Below are 23,204 nucleotides of genomic sequence, written 5' to 3'. Positions count from 1 at the left end.
GGAGGCGCTCCCGCCCACATCGTCACGGAGCCCCAGGCACGGCAGAAGAGCAAGTCAGCCCGGCAGTCGCCGGCGAGCCCCGCCCCAGGAGATCAGCCGAACGCCCGCACCGAACCACCCAGCCGACGACAAGTGCCGCACCCAACCCTCAACGGGCCGGACGCGGCACCTGCAAGAAACCGGAGACCGGGTAGGTCAGAGACCGGCAGCCGTCCGAAGAGCCTCGGCGCGGTCGGTGGACTCCCAGGAGAAGCCCTCACGGCCGAAGTGCCCGTAGGCGGCGGTCTCGGAGTAGATCGGACGCAGCAGGTCGAGGTCGCGGATGATCGCGGCCGGACGCAGGTCGAAGACGCGCAGCACGGCGGCCTGGATCTGCTCCACCGGCAGCTTCTCGGTGCCGAAGCACTCCACGAACAGACCCACCGGCTGCGCCTTGCCGATCGCGTACGCGACCTGCACCTCGCACCGGTCGGCCAGCCCGGCCGCGACGACGTTCTTGGCCACCCAGCGCATCGCGTAGGCCGCCGAGCGGTCGACCTTGGACGGGTCCTTGCCCGAGAACGCGCCGCCGCCGTGACGGGCCATGCCGCCGTAGGTGTCGATGATGATCTTGCGGCCGGTCAGGCCGGCGTCGCCCATCGGGCCGCCGATCTCGAAGCGGCCGGTCGGGTTGACCAGCAGCCGGTAGCCCTCGGTCTCGATCTCCAGGCCGTCGAGCACGGGGTCGACCACGTGCTCCTTGATGTCGGGAGCGAGCATCTCCTTGAGGTCGATCTCGGCCGCGTGCTGGGTGGAGACGACCACGGTGTCGAGGCGGACGGGCTTGTCGCCGTCGTACTCGATGGTGACCTGGGTCTTGCCGTCGGGGCGCAGGTAGGGAACCTTGCCGGTCTTGCGGACCTCGGACAGGCGCTGGGCGAGCCGGTGCGCGAGCGTGATCGGCAGCGGCATCAGCTCGGGGGTCTCGCGGCAGGCGTAGCCGAACATCAGGCCCTGGTCGCCGGCGCCCTGGCGGTCGAGCTCGTCGGCGTCGCCGCCCACGCGGTGCTCGTAGGCGTCGTCGACACCCTGGGCGATGTCGGGCGACTGCGCGCCGATGGACACCGACACGCCGCAGGAGGCGCCGTCGAAGCCCTTGTGGGAAGCGTCGTAGCCGATCTCCAGGATCTTCTCCCGGATGACGCCGGGGATGTCGACGTAGGTCTCGGTCGTGACCTCGCCTGCGACATGGACCTGGCCGGTAGTGATCAGCGTCTCGACGGCGACCCGGCTCTTGGGGTCGTCCTTGAGCATGGCGTCGAGAATCGCGTCACTGATCTGGTCGGCGATCTTGTCCGGGTGGCCTTCGGTGACCGACTCGGAGGTGAACAGGCGACGTGACAACTCAGTGGCTCCTCATGCAGCGGCTGCTGACGGATGTTGGGCCCGGGACGGAAGAACACGCCAGGGCCTCGCCGAAGTCTAGCCCCACCCGACGTCCGGTCGCGAAACCGTCCGGTGTCCGTGTCCGGTCACCTGTCCGGTCACCTGTCCGGTCACCTGTCCGGTCACGTGTCCGGTCACGTGTCCGGTCACAGGTCGGGAAGGGGATCCGGCGGCAGCGTCTCCGGCGCGAAGACCTCGGCGTCGGCGGCGGACACCACCGCCGCGTACTCCTCGTCGAACTCGAACACGGTGTTGCCGAGCTCGATGAACGGGCCGGGCAGGATCGGGCCGAGCCTGGTGTGCCGCGGGTACGTGGCGAACACCGCGACCGGCCGGTCGCTCCTGAGGGTCCTGGTGGTGAGCACCGAGACGGACGAATCGGTGACGACGATGAGGAAGTGGCCCGTTCCCGTCGGCCCCACGGACAACGCGGGGAAGACGTAACGGAGACCTCCCTGATCTTCCAGCAATCTCCTGCAACGATCCCTGACAGCGGAACCCACCGGCATTCCGTCCCCCTTTGCCCCCAAGTATCGGTAGGCGTCCGGGGTGCCGCAACTGGCGATCAGGTAATCGTTCTTGCGCGAAACGCGCGTCAGGACAGGCGGGGCGCGACCAGGTCCCAGACGGCGTCGGCGACGTCGTCCTTGGGGCCGCGCGGCACCTCGACCGGCTCGGCGCCGGCGACGAGGACGGTGGCGGCGTTGTCGGGCGTGCCGAACGCCAGCCCCTCCCCCACCTGGTTGACGACCAGCAGGTCGCAGCCCTTCCTGGCCAGCTTGGCCTGCCCGTTGGCGAGCACGTCGTCGGTCTCGGCCGCGAACCCGACGATCACCCGGGGACCGGCGCCGCCCTCGCCCCGCAGCCGGCCCAGCTCGGCCAGGATGTCGGGGTTCTTCGTCAAGTGGATGGGGTCGGGCTCGCCGTCGGTCTTCTTGATCTTCGTCTCGTGCCGGGACGCCGGGCGGAAGTCGGCCACCGCGGCCGCCATGACGACGGCGTCGGCCTTCTCGGTGGCGGCCAGCACCGCCTCGCGCAGCTCGGCCGTGGACCCCACCCGCACCACGGCGGCCCCCGCGGGATCGGGGAGTGCGACGTTGGCCGCCACCAGGGTCACCTCGGCGCCGCGCGCGACCGCCGTGCGGGCCAGGGCGTACCCCTGCAGGCCGGACGAGCGGTTGCCGATGTAGCGGACCGGGTCGATCGCCTCGCGGGTGCCCCCGGCGGAGATCACCACCTTGCGCCCGGCCAGGTCGCGCGGCCTGCCGCGCAGCACGCGCAGGCAGACCTGGAAGATCTCGGCGGGGTCGGGCAGGCGGCCGGGGCCGGTGTCGGCGCCGGTGAGGCGCCCCACGGCCGGGTCGATGACGACGGCCCCGCGCTCGCGCAGGGTCGCGACGTTGGCGCGGGTGGCCGGATGTTGCCACATCTCGGTGTGCATGGCCGGGGCGAACACGACCGGGCAGCGCGCCGTCAGCAGCGTGTTGGTCAGCAGGTCGTCGGCGAGCCCGTGGGCCGCCTTGGCCAGGGTGTTGGCGGTCGCCGGCGCCACCACGACGAGATCGGCGCGCTGGCCGATGCGGACGTGGGGCACCTCGTGAACGTCGTCCCAGACGTCGGCGGTCACGGGGTTGCCCGACAGGGCGGCCCACGTGGGCTCGCCCACGAAACGCAGGACCTCGCGGGTCGGCACGACCCGCACCTCGTGACCTGACTCGGTGAACAGCCGTAGCAGCTCACATGCCTTGTACGCGGCGATGCCGCCGCTGACGCCGAGGACGACCTTCATCGAAGGGGTCAGACCGCGCCTTCGATGGGCTCGGCGTTGAGCAGGCCCTCGGAGACCTCGCGCAGCGCGATGGACAGCGGCTTCTCCTGAGCGTGCGTCTCGACCAGCGGCCCGACGTATTCCAGCAGGCCCTCGCCGAGCTGGGAGTAGTAGGCGTTGATCTGGCGGGCGCGCTTGGCGCCCATGATCACCAGGGAGTACTTGCTGTCGACGATGTCGAGCAGCGCGTCGATCGGCGGGTTGGTGATGCCCTCCGCGGCCGGGGTGGTGCCTGCCACGATTGTCAGACCTCTCGGTTGATGGTGGTGGTGACCCCCTGAGGGTCAGTCATCAAGGCTATCAGCCGGTGGCACACTTCATGGACACTCGTGTTCACCAGCGTGAGGTCGAACTCCGACTCGGCCGCCATCTCGACCCGCCCGGCCCGCAGCCGGCGCTCGATGACGTCCTCCGGCTCGGTGCCGCGGCCGCGCAGCCGCTTCTCCAGCTCCTCCCACGTCGGGGGGGCCAGGAACACCAGCAGGGCGTCGGGCATGGTGGTGCGCACCTGCCTGGCGCCTTCCAGGTCGATCTCCAGGACTGTCGGCACGCCCTGGGCGAGCTTGTCCAGCACCGGCTCGCGCGGGGTGCCGTAGCGGTTGCCCGCGAACTCGGCCCACTCCAGCAGCTCGCCGGCCTCGACCAGCCGGTCGAACTCCTCGCCGTCGACGAAGAAGTAGTGGACCCCGTTGACCTCGCCGGGACGGGGCCTCCTGGTGGTCACCGAGACCGACAGCCACACCTCTGGGTGTGCCCGCCGGAGCTCGGCGACGACCGTGGACTTGCCGACGCCCGACGGCCCTGACAGGACCGTCAGACGCCTCCTGCTCAGGGGGAGGAAGCCGACCTTCGCTCCCGATCCGACTGCCTCGTGGGCCCTTGCTTCGCCGGACCAGGACCTGTCGGTCACTTCCTACCCCCCGTTGAACCTGCGCTTTCTTGTGGAACAGAGATTAGCTCTCGTTGCCACCGAACTCGCGCTCGAGGGAAGCCCTCTGGTTCGCACCGAGACCCCGCACGCGGCGGGACTCGGCGATGGCAAGCCGCTCCATGAGCTGCTTGGCGCGGACCTTGCCCACGCCGGGGAGCGATTCCAACAGGGCCGACACCTTCATCTTGCCGATGACGTCGTCGGTCTGCCCATCCTTGAGCACCTCAGCCAGAGAAACCGCGCCATGCTTGAGCCGGTTCTTGACCTCGGCACGCTCTTTACGGGCCTTGGCAGCCTTCTCAAGGGCTGCGGCGCGCTGCTCAGGGGTCAGGGGAGGAAGAGCCACGCCGGGTCACCTCGAATTTCTGTCGATGTACTCGGACGGGAAGGGAAACTAGCTGGTCATCGCCCCCTAAGCAACGTCAAGAGCGGTTTCTCTCCTCACAAAATCCACTTCATCACTGTCCGTGAGCGTAAAATTACACACTGCTGATCAAATCGCCCTCACTTCCCGCTTCGCGCGTCCACTCCGGACGGCGCCCCGGAGCAGGGCGAAGATCGCCCGCGCGGCACCGGACGATGTCCGAAACCAGGGCCGGACCAGGACCGAAACCAGAATCGGGAAGCGTGCGCGAACGCCGCGCGGATGCATTACGATCTTGTGAGCGAGGGCTGTGCGAACGGTCCGGCGACACCTGCCGCCATGCCCACGCCCGCACGGAGAAGAACACCTCCGCGCCCCAGAAGCCGGCCTCGGCCCGCGCGGGAAGGCACGTCTCCACGCGCGGAGAACCCTGCCCCGCCTCGCGCGGGCCGCAGGCGGGCGCCCGAGGCGGGCGCCCCGGGCGCGGGTTCAGGTGGCGGTCCTGCGGCGGTTCAGGAGGCGGTCGTGCGGCGCAGTGAGGCGGCGATGGCGGCAGCGGCCGCTCCCGGGTCCGCCGCGCCCGTGATCGGACGGCCGATGACCAGCAGGTCGGCGCCGTCGGCCAGCGCCTGCTCGGGCGTCGCCACGCGCACCTGGTCCTGGACGTCGGCCCCCTGAGGGCGCACGCCCGGCGTGATGAGGGTGATGCCGGGCCCCACCTCGGCCCGCACCGCCGCGACCTCGTTGGGCGAGCACACCAGCGCCGTGGCCCCGGCCTCGACCGACAGGGCCGCCAGGCGGCGCACGGCCTCGTCGGCCGGTCCGGCCAGGCCAATGCGGTCGAGGTCGGACTCGTTCAACGAGGTGAGGATCGTCACAGCGGCGATCCTGGTCTGCGGGGCGGACTCGACCGCGGCCCGGATCATGGCGGCCCCGCCGGCCGCGTGCACGGTCAGGATGGCCGGACGCAGGCGGGCGACGGCCTTGGCGGCGCCCGCGACGGTGTTGGGGATGTCGTGCAGCTTGAGGTCGAGGAAGATCTGGACGCCGCTGGCGCCGCGCACCGAGGCGATCACGTCGGGGCCGTAACGCAGGTACAGCTCCAGGCCCACCTTGATGGTGCTGACGTGCGGCGTCACCAGGCTCGCCCACCTGGCGGCGGTCTCCAGGTCGGGGGCGTCGAGGGCGACGGCGATGGGTGCGGGCGTCAAGGGGAGCTCTCCTCGGAGTCGACTGGAAGGTGCCGGGGAGCGCTCCCCGGCGGCCGGTGTGCCAGGCCGACGGCGTCGGCGAGGCGTTGGAAGCCGCGTGCCCGCAGCAGGTCCTCCAGCTCGCGCTCGATGCGCAGGCACGCGTAGGGGTCGTGGAACAGCGCGGTGCCCACCCCGACCAGGCAGGCGCCCGCCAGGATGAGCTGGAAGGCGTCCCTGCCGGTCATCACGCCGCCCATGCCGATCAGTGGCACCCCGGGCAGGGCCGCGTGCACCTGCCACACGCACCGGACGGCCAGGGGCAGGATGGCGGGCCCCGACAGCCCTCCGGTGACGGCGGCCAGCGACGGGCGCAGCGCCTCGGTGTCGATGGCCATGCCGAGCGGGTTGTTGATCATGGACAGGGCGTCCGCCCCGGCGTCCACGCAGGCGCGCGCGACCGAGACGATGTCGGCCACGTCGGGCGCCAGCTTGGCCACCACGGGGACGTCGTAGCGCATGATGGAGCGCACCGAGGCGATCACCTCGGCCGCGGCGCTGCCCTCGCGCGCGAAGACACGCCCTCTGTCCTCCATGTTCGGGCAAGAAAGGTTGACCTCCAGCGCGGTCACGCCGGGCGCGTCGGCGAGCCTGCGGGCCAGCTCGGAGTATTCGGCGACGGTGCCGCCGCCGATCGAGACGATGGTCTTGATGCCGCGCTGGGCCAGCCAGGGCAGCTCGCGCTCCAGGAACGCCTCGATGCCCGGCCCCTGGAGCCCGACGGCGTTGAGCATGCCTGAGGGCGTCTCGGCCATGCGCGGGGTCGGCCGGCCCGCCCGGGGGGCCATGGTGATGGACCGGGTGGTCAGCGCGCCGAGCCGGTGGAGGTCGAAGAACTGGGCGAGCTCCTGTCCGGAGCCCGCGCAGCCGGCGGCCGTGGTGACGGGGTTCGCCAGCTCGACGTGCGCCAGAAACGTACGCATATCAACTGACATGTCGCGCACCGCCTCCGGGGGCGCCGAGCGCGTCGAACGGGATCGTTCCCACGTCCTCGAAGCGCACCCGCTCCCCCCGGAACACCGGCCCCTCCGCGCACGCGCGGACCATCCTGGTCGCGCCGTCGTCGCCGATGACGGGGATGACGCACGTCATGCACACCCCGATGCCGCAGGCCATCGCCTCCTCGACGGCCACCTGCACCGGGATGTCGAACTCCATCGCCACCGCCGTCACCGCCCGCAGCGCCGGCATGGGCGCGCAGGCGTAGACGGCGTCGGCCCGGGTGTCGGCGATCACCGAGGGCAGCGCGTCGGTGACCTTGCCGCGCAGGCCGAGCGAGCCGTCCTCGGTGGTCAGGGTCGTCGTCTCGGCGATGCGGCGGGCCCGCATGGCGCCGAAGACGCGGTCGGCCCCGGCGCCGCCGAGCACGAAGTCGACCCGGCAGCCGCGCGCCAGCAGCGCGTCGGCCAGCGGGAACAGCACGGCCGAGCCGTACTCGGCGCCGACCAGCACGCAGTTGACCGGGTCGCGCGGCAGCGGGAACGGCCGGCCGAGCGGCCCGACCAGGTCGAGCGTGTCGCGGGCGCGCCGCTCGGCCAGCCAGGACGTGCCCGGCCCCGCGGCGGTGAAGACGAGCTCGACCGTGCCGCCGTAGTCGGACTTGACGTCATGGATGGACAGCGCGCGGCGCGTCACCATCGACGTGTGGGCCCCGCCGACCGCCACGGAGACGAAGTGGCCGGGACGGTAACGCTCGGCGATGCCGGGCGCCACCACCGTCAGCGCATGGTAGGCGTCGACCCGGCGCGTCGTCAGCACCGTGCCCGTCACCTGCACAGGTGTGCCGGCCAGTCGTCCTCACCTCCCGCGCGGGTCAGCCGCGTAGTGCCTGTGCGTGCTCCTGGAGTGAACGCACGCCGACGTCGCCGCGGACGATCGCCTGGATCCCGGCCGCCGCGGCGGCCAGCCCCGCGACGGTGGTGATGCACGGGATGCCGCGCAGCACCGCCGCGGTGCGGATCTCGTAGCCGTCCAGGCGCGGCCCGGACTGACCGGGGCTGCCGAACGGCGTGTTGACGATCAGGTCCACCTCGCCGTCGAGAATCGCCTGCACGCTCGTAGGCTCACCTCCGGGCCCGGTCCCCTCGCTGTGCTTTCGCACGATCTTGGCATGGACACCGTTGCGGCGCAGCACCTCGGCCGTGCCCTCGGTGGCGAGGATCTCGAAGCCGAGGTCGGCCAGTGCCTTCACAGGGAAGATCATCGCACGCTTGTCCCTGTTGGCCACGGACACGAACGCGCGTCCCTTGGTCGGAAGTTCGCCGTAGGCCCCGGCCTGGGACTTGGCGAACGCCACGCCGAAGAACGCGTCGATGCCCATGACCTCGCCCGTGGAGCGCATCTCGGGCCCGAGCACGGTGTCGACGCCCCGGAAGCGGTTGAAGGGCAGCACGGCCTCCTTGACCGCGATGGACGCCTCCAGCGGCAGCGTGCCGCCGTCGCCGGTGGCCGGCAGCATGCCCTCCGCGCGCAGCGAGGCGATCGAGGAGCCCAGCATCACCCGGGCCGCCGCCTTGGCCAGCGGCGTGGCCGTCGCCTTGGACACGAACGGCACGGTACGGCTGGCCCGCGGGTTGGCCTCCAGGACGTACAGGACGCCGGCGGACATGGCGTACTGGACGTTCAGGAGCCCGCGCACGCCCACCCCGGCCGCGATGGCCTCGGTGGCGGCGCGGATGCGCTTGATGTCGTGGCTGCCGAGCGTGAGCGGCGGCAGCGCGCAGGCCGAGTCGCCGGAGTGGATGCCGGCCTCCTCGATGTGCTCCATGACGCCGCCGAGGAACAGCTCCTGGCCGTCGTAGAGCGCGTCGACGTCGATCTCGATGGCCTCGTCGAGGAACTTGTCCACCAGGACCGGGTGGCCGCCCTCCTGGGCCGCCATGTACGTCGTCAGCGTCTCGTCGTCGTAGACGATGGCCATGCCGGCCCCGCCGAGCACGTACGAGGGCCGGACGAGCACCGGGTAGCCGATCTCCCCGGCGATCTCCAGCGCCTCGGGCACCGTCAGCGCGGTGCCGTGCTTGGGCGCGGGCAGCCCGGCCTCGGCCAGCACCCGCCCGAACGCGCCGCGCTCCTCGGCCAGGTGGATGGACTCGGGCGAGGTGCCGACCACGGGCACGCCCGCGTCCTTCAGCGCCTGCGCCAGGCCGAGCGGCGTCTGCCCGCCGAGCTGCACGATCACGCCCACGACCGGGCCGGTCTGCTGCTCGGCGTGCACGACCTCCAGGACGTCCTCCAGCGTGAGCGGCTCGAAGTAGAGCCGGTCGGAGGTGTCGTAGTCGGTCGAGACGGTCTCGGGGTTGCAGTTGACCATGACGGTCTCGAACCCGGCCCGCGACAGCTCGAAGGAGGCGTGCACGCACGCGTAGTCGAACTCGATGCCCTGCCCGATGCGGTTGGGCCCGGAGCCGAGGATGATGACCTTCTCCCGCTCGCCGGAGGGGACCTCGGTCTCCTCGTCGTAGGTGGAGTACAGGTACGGCGTCCTGGCGGCGAACTCGGCGGCGCAGGTGTCGACGGTGTTGTAGACCGGCCGCACGCCGAGCGCGTGGCGCAGGGCGCGCACGTGGGCCTCCTCGACGCCGCGGATCTCGGCGATCTGCGCGTCGGAGAAGCCGTGGTGCTTGGCGCGGGTCAGCGCGCCGGCGGTCAGCTCGGGCGCGGCGGCGATCTCCTGGGCCTCCTCGTCCAGCAGGAGGAGCTGGTCGAGGAACCAGGGGTCGACGCTGGTGGCCTCGAACAGCTCGGCCGCGGTCGCGCCCGCGCGCACGGCCTGCTGCATCGTGCGCAGCCGCCCGTCGTGCGGGGTGCGGCAGGCCGCCAGCAGCTCGTCCTTGTCCTGGACGGGCCCCGCCCAGGTGAAGGCGGAGTCCTTCTTCTCCAGCGAGCGCAGCGCCTTCTGCAGCGCCTCGGTGAAGGAGCGGCCGATGGCCATGGCCTCGCCGACGGACTTCATGTGCGTGGTCAGCGTGCGGTCGGCCCCGCGGAACTTCTCGAAGGCGAAGCGCGGCACCTTGACCACGATGTAGTCGAGCGTCGGCTCGAAGGAGGCCGGGGTCTCCTTGGTGATGTCGTTGGGGATCTCGTCGAGGGTGTAGCCGATGGCCAGTTTGGCGGCGATCTTGGCGATCGGGAAGCCGGTGGCCTTGGAGGCCAGGGCGCTGGAGCGGGAGACGCGCGGGTTCATCTCGATGACGATCATGCGCCCGGTGCGCGGGTCGACGGCGAACTGGATGTTGCAGCCGCCGGTGTCGACGCCGACCTCGCGGATGACCGCGATGGCCACGTCGCGCATGTTCTGGTACTCGCGGTCGGTCAGGGTCAGCGCGGGCGCGACGGTGACGCTGTCGCCGGTGTGCACGCCCATCGGGTCGATGTTCTCGATGGAGCACACGATGACGACGTTGTCCGCCTTGTCGCGCATGACCTCCAGCTCGTACTCCTTCCAGCCGAGGATCGACTCCTCCAGGAGCACCTCGGTGGTCGGCGAGGCGTCGAGGCCGGCGCCGGCGATGCGGCGCAGGTCTTCCTCGCCGTAGGCGAAGCCGGAGCCGACGCCGCCCATGGTGAAGCTGGGCCGTACGACCAGCGGGTAGCCCAGCTCGCCGGCGGCGGCCAGGCAGTCCTCCATCGTGTGGCAGATGACCGATTTGGCCGACTCGGCGTTGAGCCCGTGCTCGCGCGCGACCTTGGCAACGATCTCCTTGAACTTCTCGCGGTTCTCGCCCGCCTGGATCGCGTCGAAGTCGGCGCCGATGAGCTCGACCTCGTACTTCTCCAGCACGCCCGACTCGTGCAGGGCGACCGCGGTGTTCAGCGCGGTCTGGCCGCCCAGGGTGGGCAGCAGCGCGTCGGGGCGCTCCTTGGCGATGATCTTCTCGACGTACTCGGGGGTGATCGGCTCGACGTACGTGGCGTCGGCGAACTCCGGGTCCGTCATGATCGTGGCCGGGTTGCTGTTGACCAGGATGACGCGGAAGCCCTCGGCCCGCAGCACGCGGCAGGCCTGGGTGCCCGAGTAGTCGAACTCGCACGCCTGGCCGATCACGATCGGGCCGGAGCCGATCACCAGGACCGACCGGATGTCCTCACGCTTGGGCACGGCTCATGACCTCACAGAACTCGTCGAAGAGATAAGCGGCGTCGTGCGGACCCGCGGCGGCCTCGGGGTGGTACTGGACGCTGAAGGCGCGCCCGTCGAGCAGGCGCAGGCCCTCCACGCAGCGGTCGTTGAGGTTGACGTGGCTGACCTCGGCCGGGCCGTAGGGGGTCTCGAACGGCTCGCCGATCGGCGCCTCGACGGCGAACCCGTGGTTGTGGGCGGAGATCTCGACCTTGCCCGTGCGCACGTCCTGGACCGGCTGGTTGACGCCGCGGTGGCCGTAGCGCAGCTTGTACGTGGACAGCCCGAGCGCCCGGCCGAAGAGCTGGTTGCCGAAGCAGATGCCGAAGAACGGCACCCTGGCCGCAAGCACGCTCCGCAGCGCCGACACGTCGGCGGTGGCGGGGTCGCCGGGGCCGTTGGAGAAGAACACGCCGTCGGGCTCGACGGCCATGATCTGCTCGTAGGTGGCCGTGGCGGGCAGCACGTGCACCTCGCAGCCGCGCTCGGCCATGCGCTGCGGGGTCATGCCCTTGATGCCGAGGTCGACGGCGGCGACCGTGAAGCGCCTCTCGCCGGCGGCGGGCACGACGTAGGGCTCGGCCGTGGCCACCTCGGCGGCCAGGTCGGCGCCCTCCATGGCGGGCGCGCGCCGCACCCGCTCGACGAGCTCCTCGACCGTCGCGGAGGGGGCCGAGAAGATGCCGGCCCGCATCGCGCCGCGCTCGCGCAGGTGGCGGGTCAGGGCGCGGGTGCCGGTGATGGCGATGCCGACGACGCCCTGCTGCTTGAGGTAGTCGTCGAGCGAGCGGTCGGCCCGCCAGTTGGAGACGATCCTGGACGGCTCGCGCACGACGTACCCGGCGACCCAGACGCGGCCCGACTCGGGGTCTTCGTCGTTGACGCCGGTGTTGCCGATGTGCGGGGCCGTCATGGCCACGATCTGCCGGTGGTAGGAGGGGTCGGTGAGGGTCTCCTGGTAGCCGGTCATGCCGGTGTTGAAGACCATCTCGCCGAACGTCTCGCCTTCGGCGCCGTAAGAGGTTCCGTGGAAGACGCGGCCGTCTTCCAGGACGAGCACCGCGGAGTTCAAACCAGCTTCCCTTCGAGAACGGTCGGCGTGCCGCGCAGGAACGTGGCGACCACCCGGCCGGGCAACGTCATCCCCTCGTACGGGGTGTTCCTGCTCTTGGAGGCGTAGGCGGAGGGGTCCACCTCGGTGCGGGCCGACGGGTCGTACAGCGTGATGTTGGCCGGCGCGCCCGGCTCCAGCGCCCGGCCGTGGCCGGCCAGGCGGCCGATGCGGGCGGGCGTGATCGACATGCGTTCGGCGACCCCGGCCCAGTCGAGCAGCCCGGTCTCGACCATGGCCTCCTGGACGACGCTCAGCGCGGTCTCCAGGCCGATCATGCCCATGGCCGCGGCCGGCCACTCGGTCTCCTTGTCCTCGACCGGGTGCGGGGCGTGGTCGGTGGCGACGACGTCGATCGTGCCGTCGGCCAGCGCGGCGCGCAGCGCCTGGACGTCGGCGTGCGTGCGCAGCGGCGGGTTGACCTTGTAGATCGGGTTGTAGGCGCCGACCGGGGACTCCTCGACGAGGTCGTCGGTGAGGAGCAGGTGGTGAGGGGTGACCTCGGCGGTGATGTTCCAGCCCTTGGACTTGGCCCAGCGGATGATCTCGACCGAGCCGGCGGTGGAGACGTGGCAGACGTGCAGGCGGGAGCCGACGTGCGCGGCCAGCAGGCAGTCGCGGGCGATGACCGCCTCCTCGGCCACGGCCGGCCAGCCGGTCAGGCCGAGCCTGCCGGAGACGACGCCCTCGTTCATCTGGGCGCCCTCGGTGAGCCTGGGCTCCTGGGCGTGCTGGGCGACGACGCCGTCGAACGCCTTGACGTACTCCAGGGCGCGGCGCATCAGCACGGCGTCGCTGACGCACTTGCCGTCGTCGGAGAAGACCCGGACCCGGGCGGCCGAGTCGGCCATCGCGCCGAGCTCGGCGAGCTGCCTGCCCTCCAGGCCGACGGTCACCGCGCCGACCGGCTGCACGTCGCAGTGGCCGAACTCGCGGCCGAGCCGCCACACCTGCTCGACCACGCCGGCGGTGTCGGCGACGGGCGAGGTGTTGGCCATGGCGTGCACGGCGGTGTAGCCGCCGCGGGCCGCGGACTGGGTGCCGGTCTGGACGGTCTCGGCGTCCTCGCGGCCGGGCTCGCGCAGGTGGGTGTGCAGGTCGACCAGGCCGGGCAGCGCGATCGCGCCGCCGCCGTCGACGGTCTCGCCGCCGGGGCCGGCGTCGAGGCCGGTGCCGATCTCGGCGATGCGCCCGTCGGCGATCCGGAGGTCCACCGGCTCCCCGCCGAGGATCCGCACGTTCTTGATGATCACTGGATCTCTCCCCCGAGCAGCAGGTACAGGACGGCCATGCGGATGGTCACGCCGTTGGCGACCTGCTCCACGATGGTGGAGCGCGGTGAGTCGGCCACCTCGGCGGCGATCTCCATGCCCCGGTTCATCGGCCCGGGGTGCATGACGATGGCCTCGTCCGGCATCTTGGCGAAGCGGTCGCGGTCGAGGCCGTAGCGGCGGGAGTACTCGCGCTCGCTGGGGAAGTAGGCGGCGTTCATCCGCTCCTTCTGCACCCGCAGCATCATGACCACGTCGGACTTGGGCAGCACGGCGTCGAAGTCGTAGGACACCTCGCACGGCCAGGTGCCGACCGAGACGGGCAGCAGCGTGGGCGGCGCGACGAGGGTGACCTCGGCGCCGAGCGTGTTGAGCAGCAGCACGTTGGAGCGCGCGACCCGGCTGTGCAGCACGTCGCCGACGATGGTGACCCGGCGCCCGTCGAGCCCGCCGAGGCGGCGGCGCATCGAGAAGGCGTCGAGCAGCGCCTGCGTGGGGTGCTCGTGGGTGCCGTCGCCGGCGTTGACGACGCTGCCGCGCACCCAGCCGGCCAGCCGGTGCGGCGCGCCGGAGGAGCCGTGGCGGATGACGACGGCGTCGGCGCCCATGGCCTCCAGGGTGAGCGCGGTGTCCTTGAGCGACTCGCCCTTGGAGACGCTCGACCCCTTGGCCGAGAAGTTGATGACGTCGGCCGAGAGCCGCTTGGCCGCCGCCTCGAAGGAGATCCTGGTCCGGGTGGAGTCCTCGAAGAACAGGTTGACCACCGTACGGCCGCGCAGCGTGGGCAGCTTCTTGATGGATCGTTCCGAGACCCTGGCCAGCTCCTCGGCGGTGTCGAGGATGAGCAGCGCGTCGTCCTTGGTGAGGTCGCCCGCCGAGATGAGGTGCCGGTTCACCTGTCGTCCTCCTTCATGAGCAGGACGGCGTCGCGGCCGTCGATCTCGGAGAGGTAGACCTTGACCTTCTCGCTCTTGGCCGTGGGCAGGTTCTTGCCCACGTAGTCGGCGCGGATGGGCAGCTCGCGATGGCCGCGGTCGACCAGCGTGGCGAGCTGCACGGCGGTCGGGCGGCCGAGGTCGTTGAGCGCGTCGAGCGCGGCGCGGACGGTGCGGCCGGAGTAGAGCACGTCGTCGACGAGGACGACCACCTTGCCGTCGATGCCGTCGGGCGGCAGTTCGGTGCGCCCGAGCGGGCGGACGGGGCCGCTGCGCAGGTCGTCGCGGTACATGGTGATGTCGATCGAGCCGACGGGGATCTTGAGCCCTTCGAACTGCTCGACGCGGTCGCCGAGCCGGCGGGCGAGCGTGGCGCCGCGGGTCGGGATGCCGAGGAGGACGACGTCACCGGCGCCCTTGGTGCGTTCGAGGATCTCGTGCGCGATACGGGTCAGCGCCCGGTGGATGTCCGGGCCTTCGAGCACGGCCCTGGAATCGGACATGGAGGGATCTCACCACCTTTCCCGCCTCACGGGACGGGTCTTAAAAGGGTGTTGGTCGGGACACACAGTACCAGGGGCTACCTGGTACAACGTGAGCGCCCCGCCCTGCCGTCCGGCTGTGGCGGGCGTCCTGGCCGGTCGTTCGTCCCGGCCGGCCCGGCGAATTTGGCAATTGCCGACATATCGGTATAAAACCTGCTCTAAGTCTTCTCGGGGGAGGTTTCACATGGCGCAGTCGGCACGCGAGCGGTCGGTGCTCAAGGCCATCGCCCGTCAGGTCAGGGACGAGGACCCGGAGCTGTACGCGGCCATGTCCCGGCACGGCGCCCCCGCGTCGCTGGCCTGGCCGCTGGCGCTGATGGCGCTGTGCCTGGCGGTGTTCGCCGTCGTGCTGCTGGTGTCGGGTTCACCCGACCCCCTGCCGCACGCCGTGATCAGGTAAAACCCCCGCCACGCCCCGTGTCGGCGTCCTCCGCGTAGGGCACGTCCCCGAGGGCCGTACGCGCTCGGCGACGGCTCTTCCTGGGGACTCGCGCGGGGGGCACGCATGGGGGAACCACGTCCGCCCTCGGAAGGCGTGACCACGGCGGCGCGCGGGACGCGCCCGGCGGGCGCCGGCGGCCTCGGCCTCGGCGCGGCCGTCGCGCTGGTGATGGGGAACGTCGTGGGCACCGGCATCTTCCTGCTGCCCGCCTCGCTGGCCGCGTTCGGCACGGTGAGCCTGGTCTCCATGGTCCTGGTCACCGCGGGCGCCATCGCGATGGCGATCGTCTTCGGGCGCCTGGGCGGGCGCACCCCGGCGGCGGGCGGCCCCTACGCCTACGCCCGCGAGGCGTTCGGGGAGTTCGCCGGATTCTGGATCGCCTGGTCGTTCTGGCTGACCGCGTGGATCGGCAACGCGGCCATCGCCGTGGCGTGGGTGGGCTACGTCCAGTACCTGGCCCACGGGCTGTTCGGACTCAACTGGGGCAGCACGCTCAGCGCCGCCCTCATCGGCCTGACCGGGCTGTGGATCCCGGCCGTGGTGAACCTGGCCGGCGTGCGCAACGCGGCCGCCTTCCAGGTGGCCACCACGGTCCTGAAGTTCACGCCGCTGCTGTTCGTGGCGATCGTGGGCCTGTTCTTCGTGCACAAGGACAACTACCCGGCGTTCAACGCCAGCGGCGGCGGCTGGGTGTCGGCCGTCTCCCTGGCGGGGGCGGTCACGCTGTTCATCTACTCGGGCGTGGAGAGCGCCGCCATCGCGGCCGACCGGGTCAGGGACCCGGCCCGCACCATCGGCCGGGCCAGCGTCATCGGCGTGCTGGCCTGCGCCGTCATGTACATCCTCAGCACGGTCGCCGTCATGGGCACCGTGCCGCAGGAGGAGCTCGTCGGGTCCACCGCGCCCTTCGCCGCGGCGCTGGACCACATGTTCGGCGGCACCGGCGGCGGGCTGCTCATGGCGGCCTGCGCCGTCGTCTCCGGCATCGGCGCGCTCAACGGCTGGACCCTGCTGGTCGCCGAGATGCCGCTGGCCGCCGCCAAGGACGGCCTGTTCCCGCCCGCCTTCTCCGTGGTCACCCGCCGCGGCGCGCCCCTGACGGGCATCCTGGCCGGGACCGTCCTCACCTCGCTCATGCTGCTGGTGGGCTACGCCTCCGCCAACGCCTTCGACACGATCGTGCTGCTGGCCTCCTTCACCACGGTCATCCCCTACTTCTTCTCGGCCGCCGCGCAACTGTTCTGGCTGGTCACCCGGGAGCGGCGGATCGAGCGCGGGCGGCTGGCCCGCGACCTGGCCGTCGCGGTGCTCGCGCTGCTGTTCTCGTTCTGGATGGCATACGGCTCGGGGCCTCCGGCCGTGCTCGGCGGAACGCTGATGATGTTGGTCGGCGTGCCCGTCTACATCTGGCTGAAGGCCAGGCACGGCGAGTACGGCCCGCGTGATGTCCGGCGCCCTGAGGGGATATCTGAAAAATGACCTTTCATGTCGATTCAGAGGTCGGCCGACTGCGCCAGGTCCTGCTGCACAAGCCGGAGCTGGCCCTCAAGCGGCTGACGCCCAGCAACAAGGACGCCTTCCTGTTCGACGACGTGCTGTGGGTGCAGCGCGCGGTGGAGGAGCACGAGGAGTTCGAGCGGGTGCTGCGCGGGCGCGGCATCGTCGTCCACATGCTGGCCGACCTCCTGCGCGACGTGGTCGACATCCCCGAGGCCCGCAAACACATCCTGGACGCGGTCATCGACGAACGCTGGCTCGGCCCGACCGCCATCGACGACATCCGCAACACCCTCGACGGCATGGACGCCGGCACCCTCCAGATGCACCTGACCGGCGGCATCACCAAGCGCGAACTGGTCGCGATGGGCTGCGACCCCAAGTCGGTGGCCTTCCACACCACCGCCGACGACGACTTCGTCCTGCCGCCGCTGCCCAACCACCTGTTCACCCGCGACACCTCCTGCTGGATCTACGACGGCGTGTCGATCAACGCGATGCGCAAGAAGGCCCGCATGCGCGAGACGGTCAACCTGGAGGCCGTCTACCGGTTCCACCCGATGTTCGCCGCCGGCTTCGACCGGCCCTACGAGGGCGGCTTCCACTGCTGGCTGCCCGGCCACGTGATGGCCCCGGCCACCCTGGAGGGCGGCGACGTGCTGGTCATCGGGCGCGGCGCGGTGCTGGTCGGGATGAGCGAGCGCACCCAGCCGCAGGCGGTCGAGATGCTGGCCCAGCGGCTGTTCAGCGCCGGGTCCGCGACCCGGATCGTGGCGCTGGACATGCCGAAGGCGCGCGCGTTCATGCATCTCGACACGGTCATGACCATGCTCGACGTCGGGGTGTTCACCAAGTACGCCGGGCTCGGGATGTTGCCGACGTACACGATCGAGCCGGGCGAGACCTCCAAGGAGCTCAGGGTCACCGACCACCCGCCCCAGGACATGCACAAGGCCATCGCCCGCGCCCTGGACATGGACGACATCACCGTCCTGACCCCCCACCAGGACGTGTACGCCGCCGAACGCGAGCAGTGGGACGACGGCTGCAACGGCCTGGCCGTCGAGCCCGGCGTCGTCATCGCCTACGAGCGCAACACCACCACGAACAACCACCTGCGCGACAACGGCATCGAGGTCATCACCATCCGGGGCAGCGAGCTGGGCAGAGGGCGCGGCGGCCCGCGATGCATGAGCTGCCCGCTGGAGCGCGACGGCATCTAGCGGACGTCCGGCCGGCACCCGGACGGCTTCAGGGAAGGGGCGACATGGCGTTCAACCTGCGCAACCGCAGTTTCCTCAAGGAACTGGACTTCACGCCGGAGGAGTTCGGCTTCCTGCTGCACCTGTCGGCGGAGCTGAAGGCCGCCAAGTACGCCGGGATCGAACGGCAGCGGCTCAAGGGCAAGAACATCGCGCTCATCTTCGAGAAGACCTCCACCCGCACCCGCTGCGCGTTCGAGGTGGCCGCCCACGACCAGGGGGCGCACGTCACCTACCTCGACCCGGCCGGCTCGCACATCGGGCACAAGGAGTCGGTCAGGGACACCGCGCGGGTGCTGGGCCGGATGTTCGACGGCATCGAGTACCGGGGCAGCAAGCAGTCCTACGTCGAGGACCTGGCGGCGCTGTCCGGCGTGCCGGTGTGGAACGGCCTGACCGACGAGTGGCACCCCACGCAGATGCTGGCCGACATGCTCACCGTCCAGGAGCACAGCGACAAGCCGCTGCGCGAGGTGTCCCTCGCCTACCTGGGGGACGCGCGCAACAACACCGGCCATTCGCTGCTGGTCACCGGCGCGCTGCTCGGCCTGGACATCCGGCTGGTCACCCCGGCGGCGCTGCGGCCCGACCGGGACCTCGCGGCGCGGCCCGCCGAGGAGCTGGCCCGGTCCACCGGCGCCCGGATCACCGTCACCGAGGACGTGGCCGAGGGCGTCCGGGGCGCCGACTTCCTCTACACCGACGTGTGGGTCTCGATGGGCGAGCCCAAGGAGGTGTGGGACGAGCGGATCGAGCTGCTGCTGCCGTACCAGGTGAACGACGACGTCGTCCGGGCCACCGGCAATCCGGACGTGAAGTTCATGCACTGCCTGCCCGCCTTCCACAACCGGGAGACCGGCGTCGGCGCCGACATCTACGCCAGGACCGGCCTGGAGGCCCTGGAGGTGACCGACGAGGTCTTCGAGTCGCCGCGCTCCATCGTCTTCGACGAGGCCGAGAACCGGCTGCACACCATCAAAGCGGTCATGGTCGCAACCCTGGGGGACTGAATGCGGGTCATCGTCGCACTCGGCGGCAACGCGGTGCTCAAGCGCGGCCAGAAGCCGGACGCCGACGTGCAGAGGGACAACATCGCCACCGCCGTCAGGACGCTGGCCCAGCTGGCCGGCGAGCACGAGCTGGTCATCACCCACGGGAACGGCCCCCAGGTCGGCATGCTGGCGCTGGAGAGCGCCGCGGACCCGAACCTGAGCCGGCCCTACCCCTTCGACACGCTCGGCGCGCAGACCCAGGGCATGCTCGGCTACTGGATGCAGCAGGCGCTGCAGAACGCCCTGCCCGGCCGGCAGGTGCTCGCCATGGTCACCCAGACCCTGGTCAGCGCCGTCGACCCGGCCTTCGACGACCCCACCAAGTTCGTCGGCCAGATCTACGAGGAGGACGAGGCCCGCAAGCTGGCCGCCGAGTACGGCTGGACGGTCAAGCCCGACGGCGACCACTGGCGCCGCGTCGTCCCCTCCCCCACGCCGCAGCGCATCGTGGAGACCCGGCTGATCCGCAAGATGGTCCGCGAGGGCGTCGTGGTGGTCTGCGCGGGCGGCGGCGGCATCCCGGTCGTGCGGGACGCGCGCGGCCGGCTGGCGGGCGTCGAGGCCGTCATCGACAAGGACCTGACCGCCTCGATGCTGGCCGAGGCGCTGGAGTGCGACGCCTTCCTCATCCTGACCGACGTCCCGCGGGTGTACCGCGACTTCGGCGCCCCGGGCCAGAGCGAGATCGCCTGCACCACCCCGCACGAGCTGCGCGGCCTGCGCTTCCCGGCCGGGTCGATGGGACCGAAGGTCGAGGCGGTGTGCCGGTTCGTCGAGACGACCGGCGACATGGCCGCCATCGGCAGGCTGGACGAGGCCCAGGACATACTCGCCGGTTCCGCGGGCACGATTGTCACGCCCAACGGGATGTGGCCGTTGACGAGCACCCTCTAGGAGACCGACGTGACACTGGCCGCACGGCTGCTGCGCACCAAGCCGACCGAGCGCATCGTGGCCGAGGGCGGGCAGGGCGAGGGCGGCGAGCTGCGGCGCACGATGACGTTGTGGCAGCTCACGCTGTTCAGCGTGGGCGCCACGCTGGGCACCGGCATCTTCGTCATCCTCGGCCAGGCGGTGCCCAAGGCGGGGCCGGCGGTGGTGCTGGCGTTCGTGCTGGCGGCGGTCACGGCGCTGTTCTCGGCCCTGTCGTACGCCGAGCTGGCCGGGACGATCCCGGTGTCCGGGTCGTCCTACTCCTACGCGTACGCGACGCTGGGCGAGCTGGTGGCCTGGGTGTGCGGCTGGTGCCTCATGCTGGAGTACGCCGTGTCGGTCGCGGCCGTGGCCGTGGGCTGGGGCGAGTACCTCAACGCGTTCCTGCGCAGCCTGTTCGGCTGGACGCTGCCCGAGGCGATCACCCGCTCCCCCGGCCAGGACGGCGGCGTGGTCAACGTCACCGCGATCGTCATCGTGCTCCTGGCCACCTGGCTGCTGCTCTACGGGGCCTCGGAGTCGGCCACGGCCAACGCGGTGTTCGTGCTGATCAAGATCGCGGTGCTGGTGTTCTTCTGCGTGGTGGCGTTCACGGCGTTCCAGTCGGGGAACTTCACCCCGTTCGCGCCCCTCGGGGTGGCCGGGATCACCGCGGCCGCCTCGCAGGTGTTCTTCTCCTACATCGGCTTCGACGCCGCCTCCACCGCCGGGGAGGAGGCCAGGAACCCCAAGCGCGACCTGCCCCTGGCCATCCTGCTGTCCCTGCTCATCGTCACCGCCGTGTACGTCCTGGTCGCCGTGGCCGCCATCGGGGCCAAGCCGTGGACCGAGTTCGACCCGGAGAGCACCGAGGCGAGCCTGTCGCAGATCGTCGACCAGGCCACCGGCGCCACCTGGCCGGGCGTGATCGTCTCCTTCGGCGCGGTGATCGCCATCGCCAGCGTCGTGCTCACGGTCATCTACGGCCAGACGCGCATCCTGTTCGCGATGTCCCGCGACGGGCTCATCCCCCGGATCTTCCAGCGGGTGAACCCGCGGCACCAGGTGCCGGTCGCCAACACGCTGATCGTGGCCCTGTTCATCTCGGTCCTGGCCGGGCTGGTGCCGCTCGGCCAGCTCGCCGAGGCCACCAGCATCGGCACGCTGTTCGCCTTCCTCATCGTCAACGTCGGCGTGCTGGTCCTGCGCTACCGCAGCCCCGAGCTGCCGCGCAGCTTCCGTACGCCGCTCTTCCCCCTCACCCCGGTGCTCGGCGCGATCTTCTGCGTCATCGTGATGGCCGGGCTGGCCGGCGTCACGTGGGCCGCCTTCGGCCTGTGGATGCTGGTCGGCCTGATCTGCTATTTCCTGTACGGCTACGGGCATTCACGGCTGAATGCCGAGGTGCGGTGACATGAAGTTCGACAAGGTGCTGGCCGGGTACATCGCCGAGCCGCGCGGCGGGGACGGGCTCGCGCTGGCCGTCGTCCTGACCCGGCAGACCGGGGCCGATCTGACGGTCGCGACCGTCCAGCCGCCCGTGACGACCACGCCGGGCCCCGCCCGCGCCGACGAGGGCGCCTGGCGCTCCTACCTGCGCGAGCAGGCCGAGACCGCGCTCGCGCAGGCCCGCGAGCTGGCCGGCGACCAGGCCGAGTACGTGCGCCACACCAACAAGGGCAGCGGGCGCGGCCTGGTGGAGGTGGCCCGCAGGCGCGGCGCCGACGTCGTGGTCATCGGCTCCGCGGCCGGCGGCACACGGTCCCGCATCACCGTCGGCAGCACCGCCGACCAGCTCCTGCACTCCTCGCCGGTGCCCGTGCTGCTGGCCCCGCGCGGCTACGGCGACGACCCGCCGGCCGCGTTCGAGCGCATCACCGTCGCCTACCGCCGCGGGCCCGGCGCCGACGCCGCCGTCAGGGGCGCGGCCAAGGCCGCGGTCACCCTGGACATCCCGCTGCGGCTGGTCACGCTGGTGGTCAGGACCGGCCGCCGCGTCCAGGTCGAGGAGGACATGCTGGTACGGCTGCGCGACCAGGCCGCCGCGGACCTGCGCGCGGCGGCGCGGGGACAGCGGCGCCGGCTGCAGGTCGAGGTGGAGCTCCTGGAGGGCCGGAACGTGGCACAGGCGCTCGGCACGACCACGTGGCTGCCGGGAGAGCTGCTCGTGTGCGCCTCCAGCGACGCCGGGCCGCTGCGCCGGGTCTTCCTGGGCGACACGTCCATCAAGATCGTCCAGGCCGCGACCTGCCCCGTCATGATTCTGACCCGCGAGACCTGACGCTCGATTTCACTCGTCAAACTATGACGAAGTAGTGTTGCCACCGGTACAAGAGGGGCGTTTGTTGCGTTCCCTCCCGGACCGGATTCGGCATCTTTTTTCCAATCAGCTTGACCTTAGGCTCCCACCCCTTTACCGTCACTGTGCGTAACCACACCGCGCGGCGTTCTGGGGTAAACCCAGGGCCACGGCTACCGATGGTGCCGAGCCTGGCACCGTACCCCCCGGTGGCTGGGGCATATGCCGCAAGGGAGCACAATCTACTAAGAGCGATACATACGAGAGCCGGGGGGCCACACGATGCCGTCTGAGTACGCAAAGTCGCTGGGTGCACGACTCCGCGCCATCCGCACCCAGCAGGGGCTGTCCCTGCATGGAGTCGAAGAGAAGTCGCGCGGCAGGTGGAAAGCCGTGGTCGTGGGCTCTTACGAGCGTGGCGACCGAGCTGTCACGGTGCAGAAACTTGCCGAGCTTGCCGACTTCTACGGGGTGCCCGTCTCCGAGCTGCTGCCCGGAGGCGCCGCGCCGAGCCCGCTCGGGCCCACTCCCAAGCTTGTGATCGACCTGGAGCGCCTGGCGACACTGCCGAAGGAGAAGGCCGGAGCGCTCGCCCGTTACGCCGCCACCATTCAGAGCCAGCGTGGCGACTACAACGGCAAGGTCCTGTCGATCCGCCAGGAGGACCTGCGTTCGTTGGCTGTGATCTATGACAAGTCGCCCAGCGAGTTGACCGAGGAGCTCATCAGCTGGGGTGTGCTCGACGCCGAGGCCCGCCGGGCCGTCGAGTCGTTCTAGAACCACCGCTTCACCCCCGAAGGGCCCGCCAATTCCCCTGGCGGGCCCTCCGTCGTACTCGCCCAAAATGAACTTTCAATTATTCGGCGAACGCGACCATTACCCCCGCCTCCCACCCTTCACCGGAACCACAATCCGCTTATGGGGAGCCGGCGAAGCGAAGGGCCCTCTGGCCTACCAG

General features: G+C 71.0%; 22 protein-coding genes. 8 read left to right on the top strand and 14 right to left on the bottom strand.

Annotation, left to right across the window (positions count from 1 at the left end; genetic code table 11):
- Positions 1–195 precede the first annotated feature (195 nt).
- The 14 genes from metK to pyrR form a co-directional block, all read right to left on the bottom strand.
- Entirely contained in the window at positions 196–1,383 is a 1,188-nt protein-coding gene (gene metK / locus ABZ444_RS06100; RefSeq protein WP_352322591.1) for a methionine adenosyltransferase, read from the bottom strand.
- A gap of 188 nt (positions 1,384–1,571) precedes the next feature.
- Positions 1,572–1,895 carry a hypothetical protein gene (locus ABZ444_RS06095; RefSeq protein ID WP_357993345.1) on the bottom strand — a complete coding sequence of 108 codons (324 nt, stop codon included), beginning with the start codon at positions 1,893–1,895 and terminating at the stop codon, positions 1,572–1,574.
- A gap of 125 nt (positions 1,896–2,020) precedes the next feature.
- Entirely contained in the window at positions 2,021–3,214 is a 1,194-nt protein-coding gene (gene coaBC, locus ABZ444_RS06090) for a bifunctional phosphopantothenoylcysteine decarboxylase/phosphopantothenate--cysteine ligase CoaBC (RefSeq protein ID WP_357993342.1), read from the bottom strand.
- Between the two features lie 8 nt (positions 3,215–3,222).
- Positions 3,223–3,492: a DNA-directed RNA polymerase subunit omega gene (gene rpoZ / locus ABZ444_RS06085; protein ID WP_043638590.1), complete on the bottom strand. Its 270-nt coding sequence runs from the start codon at positions 3,490–3,492 to the stop codon at positions 3,223–3,225.
- 5 nt (positions 3,493–3,497) lie between these two features.
- Positions 3,498–4,085 (bottom strand): guanylate kinase, encoded by a 588-nt coding sequence (gene gmk, locus ABZ444_RS06080; protein ID WP_357993945.1) that lies wholly within the window; start codon positions 4,083–4,085, stop codon positions 3,498–3,500.
- Between the two features lie 121 nt (positions 4,086–4,206).
- Entirely contained in the window at positions 4,207–4,530 is a 324-nt protein-coding gene (mihF, locus tag ABZ444_RS06075) for an integration host factor, actinobacterial type (RefSeq protein ID WP_020541698.1), read from the bottom strand.
- Positions 4,531–5,060: 530 nt separating this feature from the next.
- Entirely contained in the window at positions 5,061–5,759 is a 699-nt protein-coding gene (gene pyrF / locus ABZ444_RS06070) for an orotidine-5'-phosphate decarboxylase (protein ID WP_357993339.1), read from the bottom strand.
- Positions 5,756–6,733 carry a dihydroorotate dehydrogenase gene (locus tag ABZ444_RS06065; RefSeq protein WP_357993336.1) on the bottom strand — a complete coding sequence of 326 codons (978 nt, stop codon included), beginning with the start codon at positions 6,731–6,733 and terminating at the stop codon, positions 5,756–5,758. Before ABZ444_RS06065 ends, pyrF begins: the two co-directional genes overlap by 4 nt.
- Positions 6,723–7,589 (bottom strand): dihydroorotate dehydrogenase electron transfer subunit, encoded by an 867-nt coding sequence (locus ABZ444_RS06060; RefSeq protein WP_357993942.1) that lies wholly within the window; start codon positions 7,587–7,589, stop codon positions 6,723–6,725. The genes ABZ444_RS06065 and ABZ444_RS06060 overlap by 11 nt, the downstream gene beginning before the upstream one ends.
- Before the next feature lie 22 nt (positions 7,590–7,611).
- A complete protein-coding gene (carB, locus tag ABZ444_RS06055) occupies positions 7,612–10,899 on the bottom strand; it encodes a carbamoyl-phosphate synthase large subunit (protein ID WP_357993333.1) in 3,288 nt (1,095 codons plus the stop codon).
- Positions 10,886–11,992 carry a glutamine-hydrolyzing carbamoyl-phosphate synthase small subunit gene (gene carA, locus ABZ444_RS06050; RefSeq protein ID WP_357967942.1) on the bottom strand — a complete coding sequence of 369 codons (1,107 nt, stop codon included), beginning with the start codon at positions 11,990–11,992 and terminating at the stop codon, positions 10,886–10,888. Before carA ends, carB begins: the two co-directional genes overlap by 14 nt.
- Positions 11,989–13,284, bottom strand: a complete 1,296-nt coding sequence (locus tag ABZ444_RS06045; protein ID WP_357993329.1) for a dihydroorotase — start codon at positions 13,282–13,284, stop codon at positions 11,989–11,991. The genes carA and ABZ444_RS06045 overlap by 4 nt, the downstream gene beginning before the upstream one ends.
- Positions 13,281–14,198, bottom strand: coding sequence for an aspartate carbamoyltransferase catalytic subunit (locus ABZ444_RS06040; protein WP_357993326.1), 918 nt, complete (start codon positions 14,196–14,198; stop codon positions 13,281–13,283). The genes ABZ444_RS06045 and ABZ444_RS06040 overlap by 4 nt, the downstream gene beginning before the upstream one ends.
- A complete protein-coding gene (pyrR, locus tag ABZ444_RS06035; RefSeq protein WP_357705334.1) occupies positions 14,195–14,740 on the bottom strand; it encodes a bifunctional pyr operon transcriptional regulator/uracil phosphoribosyltransferase PyrR in 546 nt (181 codons plus the stop codon). Before pyrR ends, ABZ444_RS06040 begins: the two co-directional genes overlap by 4 nt.
- A 226-nt stretch (positions 14,741–14,966) precedes the next feature.
- Between pyrR and ABZ444_RS06030 the strand changes: the two genes are divergently transcribed.
- The 8 genes from ABZ444_RS06030 (at position 14,967) to ABZ444_RS05995 (ending at position 23,023) form a co-directional block, all read left to right on the top strand.
- The gene (locus tag ABZ444_RS06030; protein ID WP_357993324.1) at positions 14,967–15,182 is read left to right on the top strand and encodes a DUF3040 domain-containing protein; all 216 of its coding nucleotides are present in this window, start codon (positions 14,967–14,969) and stop codon (positions 15,180–15,182) included.
- Positions 15,183–15,287: 105 nt separating this feature from the next.
- Complete coding sequence (locus ABZ444_RS06025; RefSeq protein WP_357993321.1) at positions 15,288–16,703, top strand: amino acid permease; 1,416 nt, start codon at positions 15,288–15,290, stop codon at positions 16,701–16,703.
- Positions 16,700–17,944 (top strand): arginine deiminase, encoded by a 1,245-nt coding sequence (locus ABZ444_RS06020; protein ID WP_357993318.1) that lies wholly within the window; start codon positions 16,700–16,702, stop codon positions 17,942–17,944. Before ABZ444_RS06025 ends, ABZ444_RS06020 begins: the two co-directional genes overlap by 4 nt.
- Before the next feature lie 44 nt (positions 17,945–17,988).
- Complete coding sequence (gene argF, locus ABZ444_RS06015; protein WP_357993315.1) at positions 17,989–18,993, top strand: ornithine carbamoyltransferase; 1,005 nt, start codon at positions 17,989–17,991, stop codon at positions 18,991–18,993.
- On the top strand, positions 18,994–19,929 hold the full coding sequence (arcC, locus tag ABZ444_RS06010; protein ID WP_357993312.1) for a carbamate kinase: 936 nt from the start codon (positions 18,994–18,996) through the stop codon (positions 19,927–19,929).
- Between the two features lie 9 nt (positions 19,930–19,938).
- Positions 19,939–21,360 carry an amino acid permease gene (locus ABZ444_RS06005; protein ID WP_357967922.1) on the top strand — a complete coding sequence of 474 codons (1,422 nt, stop codon included), beginning with the start codon at positions 19,939–19,941 and terminating at the stop codon, positions 21,358–21,360.
- 1 nt (position 21,361) lies between these two features.
- A complete protein-coding gene (locus tag ABZ444_RS06000) occupies positions 21,362–22,228 on the top strand; it encodes a universal stress protein (RefSeq protein WP_357993309.1) in 867 nt (288 codons plus the stop codon).
- Positions 22,229–22,528: 300 nt separating this feature from the next.
- Complete coding sequence (locus tag ABZ444_RS05995) at positions 22,529–23,023, top strand: transcriptional regulator (protein WP_026214021.1); 495 nt, start codon at positions 22,529–22,531, stop codon at positions 23,021–23,023.
- Positions 23,024–23,204 lie beyond the last annotated feature (181 nt).

Source organism: Nonomuraea sp. NPDC005730, from assembly GCF_040630865.1.
In the GTDB taxonomy this organism is placed as follows: Bacteria; Actinomycetota; Actinomycetes; order Streptosporangiales; family Streptosporangiaceae; genus Nonomuraea.
The sequence above is the reverse complement of the archived record's forward strand: the minus strand, read 5'-3'. Positions and strand labels throughout refer to the sequence as shown.